The organism is Akkermansiaceae bacterium (assembly GCA_017798145.1).
Taxonomy (GTDB): Bacteria; Verrucomicrobiota; Verrucomicrobiia; order Verrucomicrobiales; family Akkermansiaceae; genus Luteolibacter.
In genome coordinates, this window is the sequence record CP059069.1 from 3,054,754 (window position 1) to 3,079,397 (window position 24,644).

The 24,644-nt window shown below is 62.0% G+C and carries 17 protein-coding genes; 13 read left to right on the forward strand and 4 right to left on the reverse strand.

Features of this window, described 5'->3' with window-relative positions; genetic code table 11:
• The first annotated feature begins 8 nt into the window (after window positions 1-8).
• A complete protein-coding gene (gene rpoC, locus HZ994_13055; GenBank protein QTN33201.1) occupies window positions 9-4,160 on the forward strand; it encodes a DNA-directed RNA polymerase subunit beta' in 4,152 nt (1,383 codons plus the stop codon).
• An 88-nt stretch (window positions 4,161-4,248) separates the two neighbouring features.
• Here the strand turns inward: rpoC and HZ994_13060 are convergent, their stop codons facing one another.
• The gene (locus tag HZ994_13060) at window positions 4,249-6,942 is read right to left on the reverse strand and encodes a cation-transporting P-type ATPase (protein QTN33202.1); all 2,694 of its coding nucleotides are present in this window, start codon (window positions 6,940-6,942) and stop codon (window positions 4,249-4,251) included.
• A gap of 44 nt (window positions 6,943-6,986) precedes the next feature.
• Window positions 6,987-7,982, reverse strand: a complete 996-nt coding sequence (locus HZ994_13065; GenBank protein ID QTN34396.1) for a 2-hydroxyacid dehydrogenase — start codon at window positions 7,980-7,982, stop codon at window positions 6,987-6,989.
• Between the two features lie 310 nt (window positions 7,983-8,292).
• Between HZ994_13065 and HZ994_13070 the strand changes: the two genes are divergently transcribed.
• Window positions 8,293-11,145, forward strand: a complete 2,853-nt coding sequence (locus tag HZ994_13070) for a pyruvate, phosphate dikinase (GenBank protein ID QTN33203.1) — start codon at window positions 8,293-8,295, stop codon at window positions 11,143-11,145.
• A 130-nt stretch (window positions 11,146-11,275) separates the two neighbouring features.
• Here HZ994_13070 and HZ994_13075 read toward each other — a convergent pair whose 3' ends face one another.
• Window positions 11,276-12,562, reverse strand: coding sequence for an aminopeptidase P N-terminal domain-containing protein (locus HZ994_13075; protein ID QTN33204.1), 1,287 nt, complete (start codon window positions 12,560-12,562; stop codon window positions 11,276-11,278).
• Window positions 12,563-12,631: 69 nt separating this feature from the next.
• Window positions 12,632-13,543: a ThuA domain-containing protein gene (locus tag HZ994_13080; protein QTN33205.1), complete on the reverse strand. Its 912-nt coding sequence runs from the start codon at window positions 13,541-13,543 to the stop codon at window positions 12,632-12,634.
• 88 nt (window positions 13,544-13,631) lie between these two features.
• On the opposite strand from HZ994_13080, the gene HZ994_13085 reads away from it, so the two are divergent.
• The 11 genes from HZ994_13085 to HZ994_13135 all read left to right on the forward strand — a co-directional run bounded on the left by HZ994_13085 (window position 13,632) and on the right by HZ994_13135 (window position 24,643).
• Complete coding sequence (locus tag HZ994_13085; protein ID QTN33206.1) at window positions 13,632-14,276, forward strand: phosphoribosylanthranilate isomerase; 645 nt, start codon at window positions 13,632-13,634, stop codon at window positions 14,274-14,276.
• On the forward strand, window positions 14,273-15,085 hold the full coding sequence (locus tag HZ994_13090) for a TatD family hydrolase (protein ID QTN33207.1): 813 nt from the start codon (window positions 14,273-14,275) through the stop codon (window positions 15,083-15,085). Before HZ994_13085 ends, HZ994_13090 begins: the two co-directional genes overlap by 4 nt.
• An 81-nt stretch (window positions 15,086-15,166) precedes the next feature.
• The gene (locus HZ994_13095) at window positions 15,167-15,550 is read left to right on the forward strand and encodes a LysM peptidoglycan-binding domain-containing protein (protein ID QTN33208.1); all 384 of its coding nucleotides are present in this window, start codon (window positions 15,167-15,169) and stop codon (window positions 15,548-15,550) included.
• Window positions 15,551-15,554: 4 nt separating this feature from the next.
• Entirely contained in the window at window positions 15,555-16,514 is a 960-nt protein-coding gene (locus tag HZ994_13100) for a hypothetical protein (protein ID QTN33209.1), read from the forward strand.
• A gap of 150 nt (window positions 16,515-16,664) precedes the next feature.
• Window positions 16,665-17,390, forward strand: coding sequence for a BlaI/MecI/CopY family transcriptional regulator (locus HZ994_13105; protein ID QTN33210.1), 726 nt, complete (start codon window positions 16,665-16,667; stop codon window positions 17,388-17,390).
• Window positions 17,391-17,534: 144 nt separating this feature from the next.
• Entirely contained in the window at window positions 17,535-18,008 is a 474-nt protein-coding gene (locus HZ994_13110) for a hypothetical protein (GenBank protein ID QTN33211.1), read from the forward strand.
• A 4-nt stretch (window positions 18,009-18,012) separates the two neighbouring features.
• On the forward strand, window positions 18,013-19,062 hold the full coding sequence (locus HZ994_13115) for a M23 family metallopeptidase (protein ID QTN33212.1): 1,050 nt from the start codon (window positions 18,013-18,015) through the stop codon (window positions 19,060-19,062).
• Window positions 19,063-19,127: 65 nt separating this feature from the next.
• Window positions 19,128-21,038, forward strand: coding sequence for a hypothetical protein (locus tag HZ994_13120; protein ID QTN33213.1), 1,911 nt, complete (start codon window positions 19,128-19,130; stop codon window positions 21,036-21,038).
• 164 nt (window positions 21,039-21,202) lie between these two features.
• A complete protein-coding gene (locus HZ994_13125) occupies window positions 21,203-21,580 on the forward strand; it encodes a hypothetical protein (protein QTN33214.1) in 378 nt (125 codons plus the stop codon).
• A 97-nt stretch (window positions 21,581-21,677) separates the two neighbouring features.
• Window positions 21,678-23,936, forward strand: a complete 2,259-nt coding sequence (locus tag HZ994_13130) for a carboxy terminal-processing peptidase (GenBank protein QTN33215.1) — start codon at window positions 21,678-21,680, stop codon at window positions 23,934-23,936.
• Window positions 23,936-24,643: a YggS family pyridoxal phosphate-dependent enzyme gene (locus HZ994_13135; GenBank protein ID QTN33216.1), complete on the forward strand. Its 708-nt coding sequence runs from the start codon at window positions 23,936-23,938 to the stop codon at window positions 24,641-24,643. Before HZ994_13130 ends, HZ994_13135 begins: the two co-directional genes overlap by 1 nt.
• Window position 24,644: the final 1 nt, after the last annotated feature.

Below are 24,644 nucleotides of genomic sequence, written 5' to 3' on the forward strand. Positions count from 1 at the left end.
TACCTACCATGAGTGTCGATAACAACCTTCGCGAAATCTTTGGCGTGGACGAGCGTCCCGAAGCCTTTGACCAGGTCTCCATCACCGTTGCCTCCCCGGAAATCATCCGGTCGTGGTCCAAGGGTGAGGTGAAGAACCCGGAAACCATCAACTACCGCACCTTCAAGCCCGAAAAGGGCGGCCTCTTCTGCGAGCGCATCTTCGGGCCGACCCGTGACTGGGAGTGCGCCTGCGGAAAATACAAGCGGATCAAGCACAAGGGCGTCGTCTGCGACCGCTGCGGAGTCGAAGTGACCCTGAGCCGCGTCCGCCGCGAGCGCATGGGCCACATCGAGCTTGCCGTGCCGGTCTCACACATCTGGTTCTACAAGTGCATGCCTTCGCGCATCGGCCTGATGCTCGACATGAGCGCGCGCCAGCTTGAGCGCGTCATTTATTACGAGGACTACGTCGTCACCGACCAGGGCAACACAGCCCTCGAGGTCGGCCAGCTCCTCACCGAAGTGGAACTCCGCGAGGCGGAAGACACCTACGGCGACGGATCCTTCAAGGCGATGATGGGCGCTGAGGCCATCATGGAACTGCTCAAGCAGATCGACCTCGCGAAACTCGCCGTCGAGCTCGAGGAGGAACTCGGCACGACCAAGTCCAAGCAGAACAAGAAGAAGCTCTCCAAGCGACTCAAGATCACCCAGGGCTTCGCGGCTTCCAAGACGCGTCCCGAGTGGATGATCCAACTGGTCCTCCCCGTCATTCCGCCGGATCTTCGTCCTCTCGTCCCTCTCGAAGGAGGCCGTTTCGCCACCTCCGACCTGAACGACCTCTATCGCCGCGTCATCAACCGCAACAACCGCCTCAAGAACCTGCTTCTTCTCAAAACCCCGGAAGTCATCATCCGGAACGAGAAGCGCATGCTCCAGGAAGCCGTCGATGCGCTCTTCGACAACGGCCGCCACGGCCGTGCCGTCACCGGCGCAGGCAACCGCCCGCTCAAATCCCTCAGCGACATGCTCAAGGGCAAGGGCGGCCGTTTCCGCCAGAACCTTCTCGGAAAACGCGTCGATTACTCCGGCCGTTCCGTCATCGTCATCGGCCCCGACCTCAAGCTCGGCCAGTGCGGTCTTCCCAAGAAGATGGCGCTCACCCTGTTCGAACCGTTCATCATCCGCCGCCTGAAGGAACTTGGCTACTGCCACACCGTCCGCTCGGCCAAGAAGATGATCGACCGCAAGACCACCGAGGTCTGGGACATCCTCGCGGAAGTCACCAAGGGGCACCCGATCCTGCTGAACCGCGCACCGACGCTTCACCGCCTTTCGATCCAGGCCTTCGAGCCGAAGCTCATCGAGGGCTCCGCCATCCGCGTCCACCCGCTCGTATGCACCGCTTACAACGCGGACTTCGACGGAGACCAGATGGCTGTCCACGTCCCGCTTTCCGTGGAAGCGCAGATGGAGTGCCGCCAGCTGATGCTTGCGCCTAACAACATCTTCTCGCCCGCATCCGGCCGCCCGATCACGGTACCTTCCCAGGACATCATCCTTGGCACCTACTACCTCACCTGGGCCGGCATCCGCACCCAGGCGGACCGCGAAAAACAGGAGCACCTGCCGCTTTTCGAGAACTCTTCGGAAGTCGAGTTCGCCATCGCTTCGAGGAAAATCGACTACCATTCCTGGATCCGCATCCGCAACCAGGATTATGGCAAGAAGACCCACTACGGCGAGTCGGATCTCAAGATCATCGAGACCACCCCGGGCCGTGTCCGTTTCAACGAGATCTGGCCGGATGAGATCGGTTTCTACAATAAGACCGTCGGCAAGAAGCAGATCGGCGACATCATCTGGCGTTGCACCCAGGTGTCCGGCAAGAAGAAGACCGTGGAGGTTCTCGACAAGCTCAAGTCGCTCGGTTTCATGGAAGCCATGCGTTCCGGCATCTCCATCGGTATCGTCGACATGCTCATCCCCGAGGAAAAGCCGGAGGTCATCGCCAACGCCTACGCCGAGGTTGAGAAGGTCTCCAAGCAATACCGCAACGGTGTCATCACCAACGGCGAGCGCTACCAGAAGGTCGTTGACATCTGGACCCAGGCCACCGACACCATCGCCAACGCGCTCTACCGCAAGATCGAGCACAACGAAGGCAAAAAGAAGGCATCGCCGCTCTTCATGATGGTCGATTCCGGCGCGCGGGGCAACAAGTCCCAGATCAAGCAGCTCGGCGGCATGCGCGGCCTGATGGCCAAGCCCTCCGGCGAGATCATCGAACGCCCGATCATTTCCAACTTCCGCGAAGGCCTCTCGGTGCTGGAGTATTTCATCTCCACCCACGGCGCCCGCAAGGGTCTCTCCGACACCGCCCTGAAAACGGCGGACTCCGGATACATGACCCGCAAGCTCGTGGACGTCGCCCAGGATGTGATCGTTTTCCAACAGGACTGCGGCACCGCCAATGGCATCTCCGTCGAGGCGATCTACGACGGCGACGAGGAAGTCGCATCCCTCTCCACCCGCATCTACGGCCGCGTTTCCTGCGAGAAGGTCAAGGATCCGATCTCCGGCAAGGTGATCGTGAAAGCCGATGACGTCATTTCCGAGAGCCAGGCGAACGAGCTTGAGAAAATCGGCCACGAGAAGCTCAAGATCCGTTCCGTCCTCACCTGCGAGGCGGACCGCGGCTGCTGCGCGAATTGCTACGGCCTCAACCTCGCGACCGGCCTGCCGGTCAAGATCGGTGAGGCGGTCGGCATCATCGCCGCCCAGTCCATCGGTGAGCCGGGAACCCAGCTCACGATGCGTACCTTCCACGTCGGCGGTGTCGCCTCCGCGACATTCAAGCAGCCGACGATCAAGGCGAAGAACAGCGGACGCCTTGTTTATAAGGATCTCCGCGTCGTCCAGGACTCTGATGGGAATTGGGTCGCACTCAACAAGAACGGCTCCGTCTCCATCCGTGACAAGGGTGGCCTCGAGCTGGAAAGCCACAACATCATCATCGGTTCCGTCATCAAGGTGAAGGACGGCGAGGATGCCAAGAAGAACGACATCATCGTCGAATGGGATCCATACAACGTGCCGATTCTCACCGAGAAACCGGGTAAGGTTGAGTTTCGCGACATGATCCTCGGCATCACCGTTGCGGCGGAGGTGGACAAGGAAACCGGGAAGAAGGGAACCATGGTCACCGAGCACAAGGAAGACCTCCACCCGCAGGTTTGCATCACGGATCCGAAGACCGGCGAGGTCATCATCAGCTATTCCATCCCCGTCGGGGCCCACCTTTCCGTAAAGGAAGGCGAGAAGGTCACCGGGGGAACTCAGCTCGCCAAGACCCCGCGGAAAGTCGCGCGCACCAAGGACATCACCGGTGGTCTGCCACGGGTTGCCGAGCTTTTCGAAGCCCGCAAGCCCAAGGAAGCCTGTGTCATCTCCAAAATCGAGGGCGAGGTCTCCTTCGGGAACAACGTCCGCGGCAAGAAAAAGGTCGTAGTCACCGATCCGGTCACCGGCGAAGGCGTCGATCACCTCGTGCCGATGGGCAAGCACATCATCGTCACCGAAGGTGACAAGGTGAAGCGCGGCGACCAGATCACCGAAGGCCCCGTGTCTCCGGAGGATCTCCTCGAAGCCTGCGGCGCGACCGAACTCCAGGAACACCTTGTCAACGAAGTGCAGTCCGTTTACCGCGTCCAAGGCGTGGAAATCAACGACAAGCACATCGAGGTCATCGTGCGCCAGATGCTCCGCAAGGTGAAGATCACCGAGCCGGGCGATGCCGACCAGTTCCTCTGGGGCGACCAGGTCGAGCGCACCACCTTCAAGAAGGTCAACGCCGAGATCATCGCCAACGGCGGCAAGCCTGCCGAAGGCGAGCCTGTCCTCCTCGGTATCACCAAGGCATCCCTCGAGACCGATTCGTTCATCTCCGCCGCATCCTTCCAGGACACCACCCGTGTCCTCACGGAAGCCGCGACCCTCGGACGCATCGACTACCTCACCGGGTTCAAGGAAAACGTCATCATGGGTCACCTCATCCCCGCCGGAACCGGCTTCCATCACCACCGTGATTCGGAATTCGAGTTCACCGTCGAGGAACCGGAGCCAGTCGTCGAAGAGCAAGAAGTGCTCGATGACGAAGAAGACGTCGTCTCGGCGTAAGCCAACTGAAATTCACAAGACCCCGGCCCGTCGCGAGATGGCCGGGGTTTTTCGTTCCACCGGGGAAGGGTGAGCCGGCACGTGATGCTCAGCTCGCCGGGTGGTTGGAAAACATCTTGTGCAGGCCGGCCGCACCGTGGGCCACAGCGGCAACGCCCAGGATAGGAAACCAGGAATCCCAGCCGATCGGAGCTGAACCGAAGAGCTTGTTCATGAATGGAGTGTAGGTGAAAAGCAGCTGGAAGACCATCATCACGGCGGATCCGCCGAGCAGCCAGGGGTTGGTGAAAAGGCCGATCGCAAAGGTGGAGCGGGTGAAGCTGCGGCAGTTGTAGAGATAAAACAGCTCAACCATCACGAAGACGTTGACCGCCACCGTGCGCGCCTCCGCCAATGTGGAGCCCCGTCCTGTTTCCCAGAAAAACAGGCCGAAGCAGCCGGCCAGCATGATCAGGGACACGATGAGGATGCGGGCCTGGAGCATGCCCGTCAGGATGGCGGAACGGGGATCGCGCGGAGGGCGGCTCATTGTCCCTGCCTCCTTGGGCTCGAAGACGAGCATGAGCCCCAGAAGGACGGCGGTGGTCATGTTGATCCAAAGGATCTGGACCGGCAGGATGGGCAGCGTCACGCCAAGGACGACGGCGGCGAGGATGACCAGGCCTTCCCCGAAATTGGTCGGCAGGGTCCAGACGATGAATTTCGTCAGGTTGTCAAAGATGCCGCGGCCTTCCTCCACCGCCGCCTCGATGGAGGCGAAGTTGTCATCCGTCAGGATCATGTCGGCGGCCTCCTTGGATACGTCGGTTCCGGAGATCCCCATCGCGATGCCGATGTCCGCCTGCCGGAGGGCGGGGGCGTCGTTGACGCCGTCTCCCGTCATGGCGACGATGTGTCCCCGGGATTGCAGCGCCCTGACAAGGCGGAGCTTCTGCTCGGGGCCGACCCTTGCGAAAACCACCGCCCTCTCGGCGGCATCCGCCAGCCCGGCGTCGGGGAGCGTTGCCAGCTCGCGCCCGGTGAGCGCGACGACATCGCTATCCAGGCCGATTTGCGTGGCGATGGCTTTCGCCGTCAGGGCGTGGTCGCCGGTGATCATTTTGACGGAGATCCCGGCCGCATGGCATTTGGAGATGGCCGCGATGGCCTCAGGACGCGGGGGATCGAGTTTTCCCTGCAGCCCGAGGAAGGTGAGGCCATCGGCGACGTGGCCGTGCTCGAGCCCGTCATGGGAATGGTGCATTTCACGCCGTGCGAATGCCAATACGCGGAGACCGCGGGAGGCCATCATTTCCGCCATCTTGACGATGGATCCGGCGTCGAGGGAATCCAGCTCCCCGGAGGCCCCGAGAGAATGGGAGCAGCGTTCGAGGAGGGTTTCCACGGCTCCCTTGATGTAGATCACCTTCGGCCCGCCGGTGGCTCCGTGGAGGGTGGCCATGTATTGGTACTCCGACTCGAAGGGAATGGTCTCGATGCGGGGGAGGCGGCGGTTGATCTCGCTCTCCGAGATTCCCGCTTTCCGCGCGGAGACGATCAGGGCGGCTTCGGTGGGATCCCCCTCGGCGATATGGCTGCCGTGGTCCGCGCGGATGACCCTCGAGTCGTTGCAAAGTATCCCCGCGCCGAAGGTTTCCAGGAGAGCCTCGTTTTCCCCGACGACCACAGGCCTGCGTTCGAAGTGGACTTCGCCATCGGGGTCGTAGCCGCTGCCAGTGACGTGGTGGAGGATGCCTCCGGCGAACACTTCCTGGACCGTCATCTGGTTCTGGGTGAGGGTGCCGGTCTTGTCCGAGCAGATGACGGTGGTGCTGCCGAGTGTCTCCACGGCGGGGAGCTTGCGGATGATCGCCTGCCGCTTCGCCATCCGCGAAACCCCGATGGCCAGCGTGATGGTGACCGCGGCGGGAAGCCCTTCCGGAATGGCTCCCACGGCAAGGGCGACGGCGGCGAGAAACATGGAAACCCACGACTCGCCGCGCAGCAGGCCGACCAGGAAGGTGAGCGCGGCGAGGCCGAGGATGACGAAAAGAAGGATCCGGCTGAAAGCGGCGATCTTGCGGGTGAGGGGGGTTTGCAGGACGTCGGCCTTTTTCATCATGTCGGCGATCAAGCCCATCTGGGTGAGGTCTCCCGTGGCATACACGACACCCTCGCCCTGCCCGAAAATGACGAGGGTTCCAGTGAAGGCGAGGTTGGCCCGATCCGCGAGGACAGTGTCCGCGGGAAGGGTGTGGGCCTGCTTTTGCGTGGGAACGGATTCTCCGGTGAGCGCGGCTTCCTCGATGCGCAGGTTGCGCTGCCTCAGCAGCCGCAGATCGGCAGGGACCTTGTCGCCGGATTGAAGGAACACGATGTCACCGGGCACGAGTTCGGTGGACGGGAGGCGGACTTTCATCCCATCCCGTTTCACGAAAACGTCTGTGTGTACCATTTTCGTGAGAGCCTCGATGGCCTTGCCGGCCTTCGCCTCCTGGACGAACCCGATGACCGCGTTCACGAGTACGACGCCGAAGATGACGGAGGCGTCGACCCATTCCCGCAAGCCTGCGGTGATCGCGGCCGCGGCCAGGAGGATGTAGATGAGAGGTTGGTGGAACTGCTGGAGGAAGCGGAACCATGCGGCCACCGGCTTCCGAGCCGTCATCTGGTTCGGCCCGGATTCCGCGGCACGGCGGGCTGCCTCATCGTTGGATAGCCCTGTCTGGTGGGAGGAGCGCAAGAGGCCGAGCGCCTCCTCGGGTGAAAGGGCATGCCATTTCGTCTCGGCGGGATTTTTCATGTCGGTTCTTTTTTTCCCGGGGCGATCCGGGATCCGGGCCGTGGTCACGGGGCGAATCCGGCGGGCAGGGACTCGCCTTTCAGGAAAGTGGCGCAGTTCCCGACCGTGACGCGGGCGATTTCCGCAAGCGCTTCCTTGGTGAGGAATGCCTGATGGGCGGTGATTAGGACGCTGGGAAACGTGATGAGCCGGGCCAGCTCGTCATCCTGCAACACCATGCCCGAATGATCCTCGAAGAAGATGCCCTCCTCTTCCTCATAAACGTCCAGCGCGGCGCCACCGAGGTGCCCCGATTTCAGTGCCCCTATCAGGGCGCTTGTATCGACCAGTTTGCCGCGGCTCGTGTTGACCAGGTAGGCGCCGGGTTTCATCGAGCGGATCGCGGAGGCATCGATCAGATGATGGGTCGCGGGAGTCAGCGGCAGGTGCAGGCTGATCACGTCGCTGGTCTCCAGCAAGGCTTTCGCCGCTGTGTATTCGATCCCGTGCACCGCGGCCCATTCCGGCGCGGGCAACATGTCATTGGCGAGGACGCGGCAACCGAAGCCGCGGAAAATCTGTGCCGTGATGCGGCCGATCTTGCCGGTGCCGATGATGCCGACGGTCTTGCCATGGAGATCGAAACCGACGAGTCCGCTGAGGGAGAAATTCTGCTCGCGGACACGGTTGTATGCGCGGTGGATCTTCCGGTTGAGGGCGAGGAGGAGCGCAACGGTGTGCTCCGCCACGGCATGGGGCGAGTAGCTCGGAACCCTGATCACGGTGACGCCGAGCTCGTCGGCGGCGGCGAGATCCACGTTGTTGAATCCGGCGCAGCGCAAGGCCACGAGCCCGACTCCCCCGGCGGAGAGAAGCTCCAGGCAGCGCCGGTTCACGATGTCGTTGACGAACACGCAAACCGCCTGTGCGCCCGCGGCGGAGGAAGCGGTCTCGCCGGAGAGGCGGAAATCATGGTAACGGATCGTCATCCCGTTTCCCCGCGCCTCAGGCTCGAAGTGGGTTCTGTCGTAGGGCTTGGTATCGTAGAAAGCTATTTCCATCATCACAGGTATGGTCGGCTTCCCAACATAGCATTGCCGAGCTTGGGGGGAAGCCCATAACCCCGCTTGATCACACTTCGTGGCGGGCTCCCCATCCCTGCGATCCCGGGGCGGATGGCGTGGCCGGGGAGCTTTCTGCGCATGGCTTCCGGATATCCCCGCACCGTTCCCCGACGCCGATGATTTCCTGCAACTGCACGTTTGACAGGTAGGGCGCTCCTGCTAGCCTGCCGCGCCCGCTCCAAGGCAATGGAATCATTTTTCCACAAGCAAGCCAGGTGGCGGCACCAACCCGACAATACCAAACAAGATGGCAACCAAGAAGAAAACCGCCGCCAGCAAACCGGCCGCGAAGAAATCCGCAGCGAAAGCAAAGAGCTCCGCAAAAGCTACGAAGTACGTTTACACCTGGGGCGCAGGCAAGGCCGACGGCCACGGCAAGATGAAGGAGCTGCTTGGCGGCAAAGGCGCGAACCTCGCCGAGATGACCCTCATCGGTCTTCCGGTTCCCGCGGGCTTCACCATCACCACCGAGGTCTGCACCTACTACTACGACCATAAGAAAACCTACCCGAAAGTCCTCCGCTCCCAGATGGAAGCAGGCGTGGCCAACATGGAAAAAATCATGGGCTACAAGTTCGGCGACGACAAAGGCTTCCCTCTTCTTCTCGCGGTCCGCTCCGGCGCGCGCGACTCCATGCCCGGCATGATGGACACCGTCCTCAACCTCGGCCTCAATGACAAGACCGTCGCCGCTCTCGCGAAGGCCACCAGCAACGAGCGTTTCGCATGGGACTGCTACCGCCGTTTCATCCAGATGTATGGCGACGTCGTTCTCGGCGTGCAGAAGCTTCCCTCCGAAGACCACGAGCCATTCGAGCACGCCATCGAGTCTTTCAAGCATGAGAAGTATGGGAAAGACATCGTCGATTCCGAGCTGACTGCTGAGGACAACAAGGAGATGGTCGCCATCTTCAAGAAGCTCGTGCTCGACCGCACCGGAAAAGGTTTCCCGGAAGATCCATGGGAGCAGCTCGAGGGTGCAGCAGGTGCCGTCTTCAGCTCGTGGATGAACGACCGCGCGATCGTCTATCGCCGCAAATACGGCATCCCCGCCGCGTGGGGCACCGCCGTCAACGTCCAGGCCATGGTCTTCGGAAACACCGGCAAGAACTCCGGCTCCGGAGTTGCCTTCACCCGCAACCCCGCCAACGGCGAAAACGTTCTCTACGGTGAGTTCCTCGTCAACGCACAGGGTGAGGATGTCGTCGCCGGTGTCCGCACCCCGGATGCCGTCGCAGGCATGGCCAAGGCGCTCCCCGGCGCGTTCAAGGATCTGATGAAAGTCCGCGCCATCCTTGAAAAACATTTCCGCGATGTGCAGGACGTCGAGTTCACGATCCAGGAAGGCAAGCTTTTCATGCTCCAGACCCGGAACGGCAAGCGCACCGCCGCCGCCGCGCTCAAGTTCGCCGCCGACATGGTGAAGGAAAAGCTCATCGACTGGCAGACCGCCGTCCTGCGCAACCCCGCCGACCAGCTCGACGCGCTCCTCGCCCCGGTCTTCGACATCGCCGAGACCAAGAAGGCGACCATCATCGCCAAGGGTCTGCCCGCCGGCCCGGGTGCCGCTTCCGGGAAAGTTTATCTCAATGCGGATCGCGCAGAGGCTGCCGCCCAACGTGGTGAGAAAGTTCTCCTCGTCCGCGTGGAGACATCCCCGGAAGACCTTCGCGGGATGATTGCTGCGGAAGGCATCCTCACCTCGCGTGGCGGTGTTTCCTCGCACGCGGCTCTCGTCGCCCGCCAGATGGGCAAGGTCTGCGTCTGCGGCGCCTCCGGTGTCGAGGTGGATTACGAAAAGAAAACCGTCAAGGCTGGCGGCCTCACCTTCAAGGAGGGCGACTACCTCTCCATCGACGGAACCGCAGGAACAGTCTATGCTGGTGAGCTCGCCACCGAGCCATCCGAGATCATCACCGGTCTCATCTACAATAAGAAGGCCTCCCAGGGCACCGAGAAGTTCAAGAACTTCGTCCAGCTCATGGACTGGTGCTCCCAGGCAACCCGCATGGGCGTCCGCACCAACGCCGACACCCCGGAGCAGGTCAAGAACGCCGTCGCATTCGGCGCGGAAGGCATCGGCCTCACCCGTACCGAGCACATGTTCTTCGAGGGCGACCGCATCGACGCGATGCGCGAGATGATCCTCGCCACCAACGAGCCAGCCCGCAAAAAGGCGCTCAAGAAGCTCCTCCCGCACCAGCGCAAGGACTTCTTCGGCATCTTCAAGGCGCTGGAAGGCAAGCCCGCCACGATCCGCCTCCTGGATCCGCCGCTCCACGAGTTCCTCCCGCACTCCAAGGAGCAGCAGATGGATCTCGCCCGCAAGCTCGGTGTCCGCGTCGAGGAGATCATGCAGCGCGTGCACGACCTCCACGAGTTCAACCCGATGCTTGGTCACCGTGGCTGCCGTCTTGCCATTTCCTATCCGGAAATCGCCGAGATGCAGGCACAGGCGATCTTCGAGGCCGCCGCGATGTGCGTTTCCAAAGGCATCCCGGTGAAGCCCGAGGTGATGGTTCCGCTCGTCGGCTACGCCCGCGAGCTGGAGCTTCAGGTGGAGATCATCCACCGAGTCGCCAAGGAGGTGAAGGCCGCCAAGGGCGTGAAGTTCGACTATCTCGTCGGCACGATGATCGAGGTGCCCCGTGGTTGCGTCACCGCAGATGAGATCGCGCAGCACGCGGAGTTCTTCTCCTTCGGCACGAACGACCTCACCCAGACCGCACTCGGCGTCAGCCGGGACGACATGGGCTCGTTCCTCAACAGCTACCAGGAAAACGACATCTATCCGAAGAACCCCTTCGCCTCGCTCGACACCACAGGAGTTGGCCATCTCATGGAGATCGCCGTCGCCAAAGGCCGCTCGACCAAGAAAAACATCAAGCTCGGCATCTGCGGTGAGCACGGTGGCGATCCGGATTCGGTGACCTTCTGCCACAAGCTCGGCCTCGCCTACGTTTCCTGCTCGCCGTACCGCGTGCCCGTCGCCCGCCTCGCCGCCGCCCAGGCAGCGATCAACGACGGCACCGCCCCCAAGGCGCCCGCCAAGAAGAAGGCCAAGAAAAAGCCAGCCAAGAAGGCCGCGAAGAAAAGCTAAGCCTGGCGGCGGGTTTCAGCCGCCATGCCATATCGGAAGCCACAAGCCGCGTCGGAGCAATCCGGCGCGGCTTTTTGCGCAATGAAAGGAAGAGGGATGCCTGGCGGCTCTGTTCCCGGCTGGCATGAACCTAAGCCATGAGCGCCTCGATCTCATCGGCCTCTATGGGGATGCCGGCCATGAGGTCGGTGTTTCCGGTTTCGCCGATGAGATAGTCGTTCTCCAGGCGGACGCCGAGCTTTTCCTCGGGGATGTAGATGCCGGGCTCGATGGTGAAGACCATGCCGGGGGCGACGGGTGTGTGGGCGGGGGAGACGTCGTGGACGTCGATGCCGAGATGGTGGGAGACGCCGTGCATGAAATACTTTTTCACCAGCGGCTTGGTCTCGTCCTGGACGGCTGCTTCCTCCGCGGTGAAGAGGCCGAGGGCTATGAGTTCCTTCTCCATCTGCGCGACGCACTGTTTCTGGTATTCCGGCATGAGGATGCCGGGGCGGAGTATTGAATTCCCGAAGCGAAGCATGCGCAGGACGGCGTTGTAAACGTCGCGCTGGCGGTCGGTGAACTTGCCATTTGCCGGGATGGTGCGGGTCATGTCCGCATTCCACCCGCCGTATTCCGCGGCAACGTCCATGAGAAGGAGTTCGCCGTCCTTCAGCTCGCAGTCATTTTCCACATAGTGGAGACATAGGGCGTTGCCACCCGCTGCAATGATGGGGTTGTAGGCGAAGCCACGCGAGCCGCGGCGGGTGAACTCGTGGATGTATTCCGCCTCGACCTCCCATTCGCCGACTCCGGGTTTCACGAAGCCGAGGATGCGGCGGAATCCTGCTTCGGTGATGTCGCAGGCTTCCTGAAGGAAGGCGATTTCCTCGGCGGACTTGATGGTGCGGAGCTTGTAGATCAGCGGGGAGAGGCGGCCGTAGCTGTGCAGCGGGAAGCGCTCGCGGCACTGTTTTACGAAACGGGCGTTGCGCGTCTCGATGGGGACTGCGCAGCGAGGGTGCTCGTTGGTGGGGATGAAAAAGCCATCGGCCTGGACGGAGAGGTTGGCCAGGGTTTGGTCGAAGCTGCCGTTCCACTCGATTCGGGCGATGCCGGTGCGTTCCTTGGCCTGATCCTTGGTCAGCTTCGCACCCTCCCAGATGGCGATGGTTTCGTTGGTCTCGCGGAGGAAGAGGATTTCCCTGTCCTTGGGCTCCTTCGCATCCGGGTAGAGGATGAGGATGGTGTCCTCCTGCATGACGCCGGTGAGGTAGAACAGATCGCTGCTCTGCTCGAAGGTGTGCTGGGCGTCGGCGTTGGTGGGGTAGATGTCGTTCGAGTGGATCACCGCGATGGAATTGGGCGCGAGGAGGGCGGCGAGGTTTTTCCTGTTTGAGACGAAGAGCGATGGATCGGGTAGGCGCGTGCGCATGGCGGGAAAGCTAGATGGCAAATCCCGATTGCCAACCACCAAAAAGGGCGCGTGCATGCGCTGAGGGGTTCAGTCCTGGTTGGCTTCCATTTCCGCATCGGTGGGTGTGGCGGTGGGGATGCCTTTTTCCGGGACTTCCATGCCTGCGATCCATGCGATCGCGTTCAGCACGACCCTGCGCTGGCTGTCGCTCTGCCAGTTCTTGTGGAAATGCCCGCCGGTGAAGCCGAAGCCGCGTCCACCGCCATTCGGGTCAGGACGCTGGAAGGCCCACATGACGTGCTGCGGCTGCCTGTCCTCCAGGACCGCCTTGCGGACATCCGGGTTCCCGGAGTGCGGGCCGTCCTTGCGTTTGAGGGTTTCCGAAGGTGGGAGGGCGGAGAGGATGGGGGTGACCCCTTCCATGTCCTTGCGGAAGCGCATGTGGTAGTACCATTCGTCGTTGATGTTGAAATCGGCGACTCCGTTGGCGATGGGGTGGGACGGCATTTTGAAGGAGGCGTCCCAGTGCGGGTTCACCGACCAATGGGTCTCGAAGAAGCCGCCTATGGCATCGAGGAAAGTGTCGCCAGGCTCCCCTTTCGGGATCTCGACGGCGTAGTGGATGCAGCCGATGCCGACGCCCGCCTCGGCGAGTGCGCGGAGTTTTTCCAGGCGCAGCAGGGCGGGATGTTTCGGCCCGCCATCCGAGTAGATGACGACGGCGGAGGCTCCGTTGAAGACCGACTCATCGGCGGGCCAGCCGTTTTCGACGACGACCGTCTCGAAGCCGAGGCCGGATTTTTCCAGGTGATCGGCGAGCAGCATGGAGCCGGCGCGGTGCTCGTGCTGGCCGCGCCCGTGGCTGGGCTTGCCGGCGATGAAGACGATCTTTCGGGTGGCGGCTGCGGGTGAGGTTTCCTCCGCAGTGGACCTGATCCATAGGATGGCGCTGGCGAGTCCTAACAGGCAGGCGAGCAGCAGGGGGCTTGTTTTTCTCATGCTGCGGGATCATACGGACGGGTGGCGGCAAAGCTATCGCGGCTTGCAATGGGGAGGTGCCGCGGACAGGTTGCGGCGGAGAAACGAAATGCAATTCCTGGATAGAGAAACGACATCACTGAAAATCTGCGGCGTCACCCTGCAAGGAGATGCGGAGGGGCTTGCGGAGCTCGGCGTGGATGCGCTGGGCTTCAATTTCTGGCCGCAGTCGAAACGCTATCTGGATCCGCGGAAAGGGGGCTGGGCGAAGGGGCTGGCGGGAAAGATCCTTCGGGTCGGTGTTTTCGTGAACGAGGCGAGCGACCTGCCATACCGGCTGTATGGCGATGGCATGATCGATGTGGTGCAGCTTCACGGCGATGAGTCGCCGGAAACGGTGGGTGGTTTCGCGATGTCGGGCATCCCGGTGATCAAGGCTGTGGGTGTGAAGGGCGCGGCGGACATCGCGGGAGCAGGCGGATACGGGGCGGATGCGGTGTTGCTCGATGCGCACGCGCCGCTGGTGTTCGGTGGCACCGGGGAGGTGTTCGACTGGGGTTTGGCGCTGGCCTTCAGGGACCGGTTTCCGGAGATCCCGATGATCCTCGCCGGGGCATCGCGCCCGGCTAATGCGCGGCAGGCTGTCACCCAGGTGAAACCTGCGGCGGTGGATGTGGCATCGGGTGCGGAGAGTGCGCCTGGGGTGAAGGATTTCGGGAAGGTGGAGGCGCTGCTGGCGGCATGCAGGGCATGATCGCGGACTCGCACTGCCATCTCGCGTCATCGCGTTTTTCCAATGAGGAACGCGGTGCCATAATACAGCGGGCGGTCGATGCGGGCGTGCACCGGATGGTCACGCTCTCGACCTGCCTGGAGGATGTCGGGAAAAACCTGGAACTCGCCAGCGATCCTAGGGTGCTGGCGACGGTTGGCATCCATCCCTGCGATGTCCACAATGCCCCCGACGATGCGGTGGAACAGCTCTCGGCCCATACCGCCGATCCCCGGGTGTGTGCGGTCGGCGAGACCGGACTGGATTATTTCCATCCGGCTCCGGATGGCTGGGATGAGGAAAGCTATCGCCGGAGGCAAAGGGATTTCCTGGAAAGGCATTTCGAGCTGGCCGCATCCGCCGGGCTGAATGTGGTGATCCACACCCGCGACAAGGAGGGCAGCGGATCGTTCGGGGATGCGCTCGCTATCTATAGGCGGCACTCTGCCCGGGTGCGGGCGGTTTTCCACTGTTTCATCTCGGAGTGGGATCTGGCGGAAAAGGTGATCGCCGAGGGCGGGCTGGTTTCCTTCGGTGGAGTGGCGACATTCAAGAATGCGGCGCTGGCCAAGGACGCGGTCAGGCGCGCACCGGCGGGAAGCTTCATGCTGGAGACCGATTCGCCATACCTCGCCCCCGAGCCTGTGCGCGGGAAGCGCAACGAACCGGCCTTCGTGATGCATGTCGCGCAGGCGGTGGCGGCGATGCGCGGGGAGAGCCTGAAGCAACTCGCGGCGCACACCGGGGCGGCGTGCGGAAGGTTTTTCCGCGGGTTGAATGAATCCGCTTGAATAAAATCCTCCACGGCAATCGTTTCTGTGTGTATTGACATCCGTAAACCGCTACGGTTCCCGAACACGAAATCCCCAGTTATGAAAAACGCACCACTGCTTGCCTTGGCCGCCCTCTCCGCAACCCTCGCCTCATGCTCCCCCCAAGGCGGCGGCGGCGAGGACTACGACGTATCCAACCCATACGCCGCCCCCGATTACGGCGATGACACAGGCACGCCCTTCGACACCTCCGATGTGAACCCCGCCTACGACGCACCCGCCGTGTACGAGGATACCACGCCGGCCGCCAGCCCCGCACCCGCACCCGCCGCGAGTGCGACCGTCCACACCGTCGTGCGCGGGGATTCGCTCTGGAAGATCGGCAGGCAATACGGGGTGACCGTGGATGCGATCAAGCAGGCCAACGGCCTGACCAAGGACACCGCCGTGCTCGGTGCGAAGCTCAAGATCCCAGCCCGCTGATCCCATGCCCCTCCGTTCGGCTCTCGCTGGCATCCCGCTATGCGCCGCATTGCTCTGCGCCCAGCCCGAGCCGTCTGCGGAAACCCCGATGACCCCCAGGGAGGATGCCGTCGAGCAACTCCTCTCGGAAAGGGAATCGCCCGAAGCCCTCGAAAAGGCGGCGGCCGCGGCGCGCGCACTCGGCGTATCCGAACAGGCCATCCTTGAGGCGCGCTTCCTCTTCCACGTCGACCGTGCCGAGGATGCCGAAATCGCCGCGCTCCTGCCACAGTTCCTTGCGCTCAAGGACAAGTTCAGCCTGACGGACTCCGAGATCTTCGGCAGCGCGGATGACTGGCTGGCGGTCACCGAATACGTGCAGGCGCTCGCCGCCCTGGAGAAGGGCGACAAGGACGGTTTCAAGAAACACATCACGGAGGCCTTCTGGCTCAGCCCGAGGCAAGGTGCGGCCTTCGCACCCCACATCGACCGCATCCGCCTCATGGATGCGATGAAGGCGGTGAGGGTCGATTTCGGGAAAGGCTACACCGACACGCTGACGGGAAAGCCCACGGATTTCGGCACGATCCTCGGAACAAGGAAAGGGATGCTGCTCCACTTCTGGTCCCCATGGAGCAGGGAGTGCGAGGCTACCCTGGCCGACTTCCTCATCACCGCGGAACACCTGGCCGCGAATGATGTCGCCGTCGCGTCCGTCCTTCCCGAGACCTCGGACAAAGTCATCGCGGATGCCAGGGCGATGCTCGCCGCGACCGGCAAGAAACTCCAGGGGGCATGGATCGTGGACACGGTGAAAAACCCCCTCAGCGCGAAGCTCAGGGTGCAGAGCGTCCCCGCCGTAGTGCTGGTCTCGCCGGACGGCCGCATCCTTTTCAACGGCCATCCGACGGACGGCGAGTTCTGGGAGGCGCTGGAAAGGATCAATCCGGAGATCGCCCGCCCCGAGATGCGCGCCGAGGATTGAATACTATGAATCTAGTAATACTGCGAATCCAGTAACAGGGGGCTTCGCGGTGCGGGAACGGGACGAGAAATTTATTTAGGAATTCCGTAATTTATCTTGACGGAAACATGAAATACTAGTTTTCTCGTAACCAAGAGAAGCAAGCGCCCAATGGTAACGCCATCCCATCCATCGAACCTCGAGCTCCAGGCGCTCTCCGTGCTCTGGCACGAAGGGCCATCTACGGTGAACGTAGTGCATGGGGCCCTGCCAGACGGCAGGGAGCGGGCCTACACGACGGTGCTCTCCGTGATGCAGAGCCTGGAGCGCAAGAAGCTCGTGAGGCGCATCCGATCCGGCAGGGCGCACACCTACGAGCCCGCCTATTCCCAGGAAGTCATCGTGCGCCGCGCCATGGACGACTTCATCACGAACGCTTTTGGAGGACGCCTCGGTGAGGCTGTTCTCGCTACCCTCTCCGCCGGTACATTGACACCGGAAGAGAAAACAAACATCGAACGCGAACTCCAACGACACAAAACCATGGCTGCAAAAAAAACAGTAAAGAAGGCCGCGGCCAAACCCGCGAAGAAAACCGCCAAGAAAGTTGCCAAGAAGGCGCCGGCCAAAAAAGCCGCACCCAAGAAGGCAGTGAAAAAGGCGGCCAAGAAAGCACCCGCTAAGAAAGCCCCGGCCAAGAAAGCCGCGGTGAAGAAGGCTCCGGCCAAGAAAGCGGCAAAGAAGGTGGCGAAAAGCGCCAAGAAGGTAGCGAAGAAGGCGGCGAAGAAAGTCGTGGCCAAGAAAGCGCCTGCCAAGAAGGCCGCCGCCAAGAAGGCACCGGCAAAAAAGGCACCGGCCAAGAAGGCACCGGCAAAAAAGGCCGCTAAGAAGAAATAACCATACCACCGCAAACAGCACAGACTGCCCTCCGGGGCACAAAAGGCTGTTCGCGTTGTTCCTGATGTTTCGAAACAAAAGCGGGAAGCCTATGGCTTCCCGCTTTTTGCTTCCATGCCCGCCGGGATGTGTTTTGCTGCGCGCATGAAATACCACGCCGCATGGATCGTTGCCCTCTTCCTTTGCGCAGGCCCGGCGAGTGCGGGTGGCAACAAGGGGGAGCCAGCGAAGGTCTCGTTCCACATCGAGACGGAGGGCACGGACAACCCGAAGATGATCTTCCCGCACGGGGTCATGGGCAAGCAGCGGTTTTTCCGGAGGATCCCGGAGATCACCTCGAAGGACTTCGCGGCGTTTTCGCCCTTCCCTGCGGAAGACCAGGCATCCTACGGAGCCATGTTCCAGCTCAAGGGTAACGCCGCGAAACGCTTCGCGGCCGTGACCAACGCGAACCAGGGAAAATGGCTGGTGTGCCTCGCCTTCGGAAAGATCATCGACGGAGTTGTCATCGACGCACCCGTCGATGACGGGATCATCGTGGTCTGGAGGAACTTTTCCATCAAGGAGATCGAGCAGCTCGACGAAACACTGCCAAGGATAGCGGCAAGGAAAGACTGAAACCGTGATGAAAAGCCAGACCCTTGCAACCTGGGCCGCGCTCAGCTTTGCCGTTTGCGCGGAGCCTCTTGTTCTCTCGCTGCCCACGGAGAACGCGCACCTCTTCAGCGGCGAGCCCGAGAAATTCTACATGTATGTGGACCGCATCTTCGAGGGGGAGACCAGCAAGCCATGGGAAGGCGGCTCCTTCGGATACGTCCGGTCGCCGGTCCGTGTGGGCGGGAACGTGGTGATGAGCCGGTTTCACGAAGGGATAGACATCGCCCCGGTGCGGCGCGACAAGGCGGGCAACCCCCTGGATCTCGTGATGGCCATCGCGGCTGGGGAGGTCGCCCACACCAGCCTGGTGTCGGGCCGCAGCAACTACGGCAAGTATGTGGTCGTCGCCCACGATTGGGAAAACTCGAAGGTGTATTCCCTCTACGCGCACCTTGCGGAAATCACGGCCAAGGTGGGTGATCCCGTCAAGGCGGGTTCCGTCCTCGGGCGCATGGGTTACACCGGAGCTGGTCTGAACCGCACCAGGGCGCATGTCCACCTTGAGCTGGGCCTGCTGATGTCGATGAATTACCAATCATGGCACAACGAGAATTTCGGCAGCGCCAACTACCACGGCAATTTCAACGGCATGAACATCGCGGGTGTCGATGTGGCGGGGTTTTTCCTGGCGCACAGGGAGAACCCGGAACTCAGGTTCAGCGAGTTCGTCCTGGGCCGTCCGGTGCAGTTCAAGGTGAGGGTGCCGGCCGGTCCCGCCGAGCCCGAGTTCCTCCAGCGCTACCCGTGGATGCGGCGCGAGGGTGCGTCGGTTCCGGTTTCTTGGGAGATCGGCTTCGCGGCGACAGGGCATGTGGTTTCCTTCACCCCGTCCGCAAGCCCGGTGGAGGCTCCGGTCGTCTCCCATCTCAGGCCATCGGAAATTCCGCAACGCTGGCTGACCCGCGGGCTGCTCACAGGCGAGGGCGCGAACACCACGCTCTCTGCGGGCGGCAGGGGCCTGGTCTCGCTGGTGATGGACAGCTTCCCCATCGCGGAGCCGGCTTCCCGGCTCTGAGTTTCCCGCCCCGCAAGGCAATCGGCGCTTCCAAAGGCGGCAGGCTGCATGCATGCTTGCCGCGAGTGAAATGCATCCTCACATGCCTTCTATTGGGTTTCGCCCACGCATCAGCCCATGCGGCCGGGCCGGGCGAGGCCGCCCTGGATTTCCTGGAAAAGGTGAGGGAGGGCGGGCTGAACCTCGAACCCGGCGGTGACACCGCGCTTCAGCCAGGCACTGCGCAAGGCAAGCTCAGGTCAATACGCAAGGGGATCGAGAGGCTGGACGAGGATCTGGGCGGGGCTGTGCTGGAGCTCGGCGAGGTGATGGAGGACGACGGCTTTGCCGCAGTGATCGTGCGCAAACCCGCGTTGTTCGATTCCTCGGAAATGCAGGTCTATCCGGTGGCGCTGGTGAAGGTCGGCGCAGCATGGCTGCCAGCCCCCGTGCTCGCATCCTATGAGAATGCCGTCGCCGCCTATACGCTGCCGATCCGGGAAAAGCTTTCGCGTCTCGAGGGCTGGATGATGGAAAAACGGGTCACCGATCTCGGCGGGATGATGGCGGATTCCACATTGCGCATGAGACAGCGCATCCGTGAGAGCATCGTCGGAGAGCACCTGGAGGGGGATGATCTCGGTACGATCTCGCAGGCTTTCCTGGATGCCTGCGCCGCGAAGGACAGGGCGGCGATCCTCGGTTTCCTGGGCGGCCTTTCGGATCCGTTTCCGCAGGATTGGCCGGCGCGCCTCGCCGCATCTCGGCATGCCGTCGAATCGCGGGGAGCCTGGCGCCTGCTGGCGGATCCCGAGGTGGTGCGCATCCCGCTCTTTGAGGAGAGGGATGGGAAGAGCGGCATGCTGACCATCGCCTGCCTCGATCCGTCCATGCCAGGGTTCCCCGGAACCATGGGCAGGATACGGCTGCTTTTCATCGATGTCGAAAAGGACGGCTCCGGCCAATGGCGGCTGGAACTGCCTTCCTCGCTGCTTTCGGGGAATGCGGACTTTTCCGAGGACGGGGATGATCTTGATGCGGACCTGATGGATCTTTTCCCCAAGCGGCTGCGCGAGCTCGATCCGGCCATCCATGCACCCGGCGCGCGCGAAGCGGCGGATGGCGTGATGGCCTCGCTGAAGTCCGGGACCCTCCGCGAGACGCTGAGGCGAGTGGACTTCGGCAGACAGGGAAAGGAAGGCCGGATCGCCTGCTCCGATGCGGCCAAGCTGTGGTGGAAGGTTCACGGGTCCGGCGCGCTGCGCATGCCGCTGGAGCTGGGCTTCCGGGAAGAGGGGGACTCCGCCGCCGCCGTGTTCCAATGGTTTTCCGTGGCGGATCCGGACCGCTTCGAGCCGGTCACCCTATTTTTCAGGAAATCCGCGGATGGCTGGTTGTGGTGCCCCGGCATCGTCCCTTCGGATGGCATGGAGGATCATCGGGCCCTTTCGGAATGGGCGAAGGCGGGCGAAGGCGGATGGCGGAAGTCCTGGCGCACCGAGCTGATGAAGTCCGGCACCCCCCTCGGTAGCATCGATTTCGGGCGTGTGGCCAGCGATGAGGAGATCCGCAGCGTTCTGGCGGATTGGATGGGCGCCCTGGAGAGCAAGGACATTCGTCGGGCGCTTTCGCTTTCCGCATGGCTCGGCAGGGAAGGGGAGATCCCCATGAAAGCCTTGCGTAACCTAAGCTATGACCTTTCGTCGTACAAGGAAGGTTCATGGAAACCCGGTGCGATCCACCGCTCCGCATCGTGGGCGGCGGCTACGCTACGGCAGGCTGATGGGGATAAGGCACGCCATGCCTTCATTCCCATCGTGGTGACCGCTGCGGGTGCCCGGCTGCTTCCGGAAATCGACCTGTTTTCGGAAGATACGCGGACAAGGAATTTCCTCAACGAAACCTCTTTCGAGAGATTGGGGAGATTCGTCGGAAAAGACAGGCTGGAGGAACTCAGGGCGCTGTTCGATGGGTTTAAAAAAGCTTCGATCGAATGAAGCAAGTGGATCTATTGAAAATAAATTAGCTGAAAACATCAATTCAGCTTGAACTTTTTTAAAAAAACGTCAGCCTGGTCTCTGCCAACCCCCCAAACATGATGACCAACCCATCCAAGAACCGTTGCAGATCCAGACTCCATGCAAGTCGTTGCCCCAGGGGAATGACGCTGCTTGAACTCACCGTAGTCATCCTTGTCCTGCTATCGCTCATTTCCATTCTTTTCGTTGGGGCGCAGGCGTGGAAGAGGGGATCTGACAGGACTCTGTGCATCATCAACATCCAGAATGTCCAGAAAGGCGTTAGGAGTTTCTCAAACATGTATGGCTACAGCCCCGGCCAGAATGTCGCAGGGCTGCAGATGAGGGTTGTCGGCCTTGGGAGATTCGTGGAAAAAACCCCGACCTGCCCCTCCTCCGGGAATTACACCTACGGCGGCGCCTTCGGGATCGATACCATCCCACCCGTCGGCGAGCTTTACCTCGGCTGCTCGCTTTCCTCCTCCGGCGGCCACATCCCGTCGGATTACGCCGATTGGTGATCGCCGCCCCCAGCCCTTCCGGGATTTCTGAATCGACAAGAGGTTGATGTGTGGCAATTTACAGGCGACATAGTCACCTCACCGACGCTAACACATCATGATCACCCCTTGGCTCCGCAACGCGACCCTCGCAATCGGCATCGTCGCCCTCTCCAACCCGGCCTGCGCCCAGCAGCAGGCGGATTTCAACGAGGTGGGTCGGCAGATGGCCATCATGCTCCAGAACAGCCACTTCGCACGGCTTCCGTACAATGCGGAGCTGAGCGGCAAGTTTTTCGACGATTACCTCAAGGATCTGGATTTCCAGAAACTGTATTTCACGCAGCAGGATGTGGACGGTTTCCGAAACAAGTACGGGGAGCGGCTGCACACCCTTTTGCTGCAGGGCAACAGCATGGAACCGGCCACCGAGATCTATGCCCTATACAGGCAGCGTGTCGGGGAGCGGGTTGCGCTTGCGCAGGAATTGCTGGCAGGGGAGTTCGATTTCACCGGCCAGGACAGCGTGATGATGTCACGCAAGGACGCCGCGTGGCCCGCCGACGAGGCGGAGGCTGAGTTGATCTGGACGCGCCAGATCAAGGAGGCCGTTCTGTCGGAAACGCTGCGCCGCGAGCTGATCACGAAGATGGCCAATGAGCAGGGCAAGCCGGATCCCGGTGCGGACGACATGGATCCGCGCAAGAAAGTCTCCCTCCGGTACAAGCGCCTCCTCGCGAGCATCAATGACGCGGACGACGAGGATGTCGCGAACTATTTCCTCAGCGCCGTCGCCCGCGCCTACGATCCGCACACGGATTACATGAGCTACCGGGAGATGAACCGTTTCAAGGGCGACATGAAGAACGAGCTCGTCGGAATCGGCGCCCTCCTGCAGGCGGAAGAGGACGGTGCGACCATCATCAAGGGCATCGTTGTCGGCGGCCCGGCGGACAAGCAGGGTTCCCTGAAGCTCAACGACCGAGTCGTCGGCGTGGACACGGTGAACAGCGGCACGGCGGAGGGCATGACGGACATCATGTTCATGCCCATCGACAAGGTGGTCGAGCTCATCCGCGGCAAGCAGGGCACCGAGGTTGGGCTCAAGGTGGAGCCTTCCGGAGGCGCCCCGGGAGCAACCAAGATCGTCGTCATAGAGCGCGACAAGGTGGAGCTGAAGGACGAGCAGGCCAGCGGCGAACTCATTGAGATGAAAAACGCAAAGGGAGAGGTTCGCAGGATCGGCGTCATCACGCTGCCTTCCTTCTACGCGGATTTCGACGAGGGTCTGACACGCTGCTCGGTGGATGTGGAGCGCATCCTCATGCGCCTGATGGAGGGTAAGATGGACGGCCTGATCTTCGACCTGCGCAACAACGGCGGGGGATCGCTCGAGGAAGTGCGCAGGATGACTGGCTTCTTCGTGCCGGCAGGCCCGGTGGTGCAGGTGAAGAATACGCTCGGCCAGGTGCAGGTGAAGGATTCCGACGGCGGCAAGCCCATCTACGGCGGCCCCATGGTGGTGATGATCGACAAGAGCAGCGCCTCCGCCAGCGAGATCCTTGCCGGCGCCCTGCAGGATTACAACCGCGCGGTCGTCGTCGGGGATTCCTCGACCTTCGGCAAGGGAACCGTGCAGCAGCCGATGGACATCGGCAGGATGCTGCCGCTCTTCGCCGTCCGCGACAAGGCGGGCTTCCTCAAGGTGACGATCCAGAAGTTCTACCGCCCGTCCGGTTCCTCGACGCAGATGGATGGGGTGGTGCCCAACATCACCTTGCCGAGCATCATGGACGCGATCGACATCGGCGAGGCGCATCTGGAGAACGCCCTGCCGCACGACAGGATCAGGCCGGCGGCTGACTTCAGGGCGCTGGATCCGCAGGCGCTTTTCCTGCCCAGGCTGAAGGAGCTCAGCCAAGAGCGTGTCGCCGCGTGCCGGGACTTCACCTACGTGATCGAGGACGTGATCAAGGCCAAGGAGCGTATCAAGGAAAACACGGTGTCGCTCAACAAGGCAGCCCGTGAGAAGGAATTGGCGGAGGCGGATGTCCAGAAGAAGGAGCGCAATGCGGAGCGTCTTGCGCGGTTCGCGGAGATTTCCGCCCAGGACGAAAAACGGCTGACCTTCTACAAGCTCACCCTGGACGACCTGGAGAAGGGTGCGGATTTGAAGGCCTATGACCCGTCCAAGGAAAACGCGGATTACATGCGCCGCGCCGTGGATGCGACAGACAGCCTCGACGACACGCCGAAGTGGCCGTCCGGCCTGAACCCGGAGAAGCGCGAGGCGATGCACATCCTCCGGGATCTTGTCGATGAGACGGAAAAGGCGAAGATGGTCGGCCTGCTCAAGGGCGATGCCAGGGAGCGCTGATGTCTGCAATCCCGGGACAGCTTGCCGAGATCAGGGAAAGGATCTCCTCCGCTTGCCGGGACGCGGGGCGTGATCCGGGCTCCGCCCGGCTTGTCGCGGTTTCAAAGACCTTTCCTGTGGAGGATATCCGCGTTGCCGCAGAAGCGGGGCAATGCGCTTTCGGCGAGAGCAGGCTGCAGGAGGCGGAGGCCAAGATCCCCTCGTTCCCTGCGGATCTTGAATGGCATTTCATCGGCAGGGTGCAGCGTAACAAGGTGCGCAAGATCCTGCCCCTTTTCCAATATATACATGCGGTGGATTCCCTGAGGCTGGCCACGTACATCGATGGCGTGGCGGCGGATCTCGGGCTGCGTCCCAAGGTTTTCCTTCAGGTCGATCAGGCGGGGGAGGAATCCAAGGGCGGCTTCGCAGCCGGGGCGCTTCGCGCGGATTTCCCGGCGATCATGGCACTGCGCAACATCGATGTCGTGGGCTTGATGTCCATCCCGCCCGCTGCTGGCCGTGCGGAGGATTCAAGGCACTGGTTCCGCGGGCTGCGCGAGTTGAGGGACGGGCTAGAATCCTCGTTTTCCGCAAAGCTGCCTTTCCTGAGCATGGGCATGAGCGGTGATTTCCCGGTGGCGGTGGAGGAGGGGGCCACGCATGTACGGGTCGGCTCCGCGATTTTCGGAAAGAGGGAGCACAAGGTGGAGGGGGAGCTTGGATGAC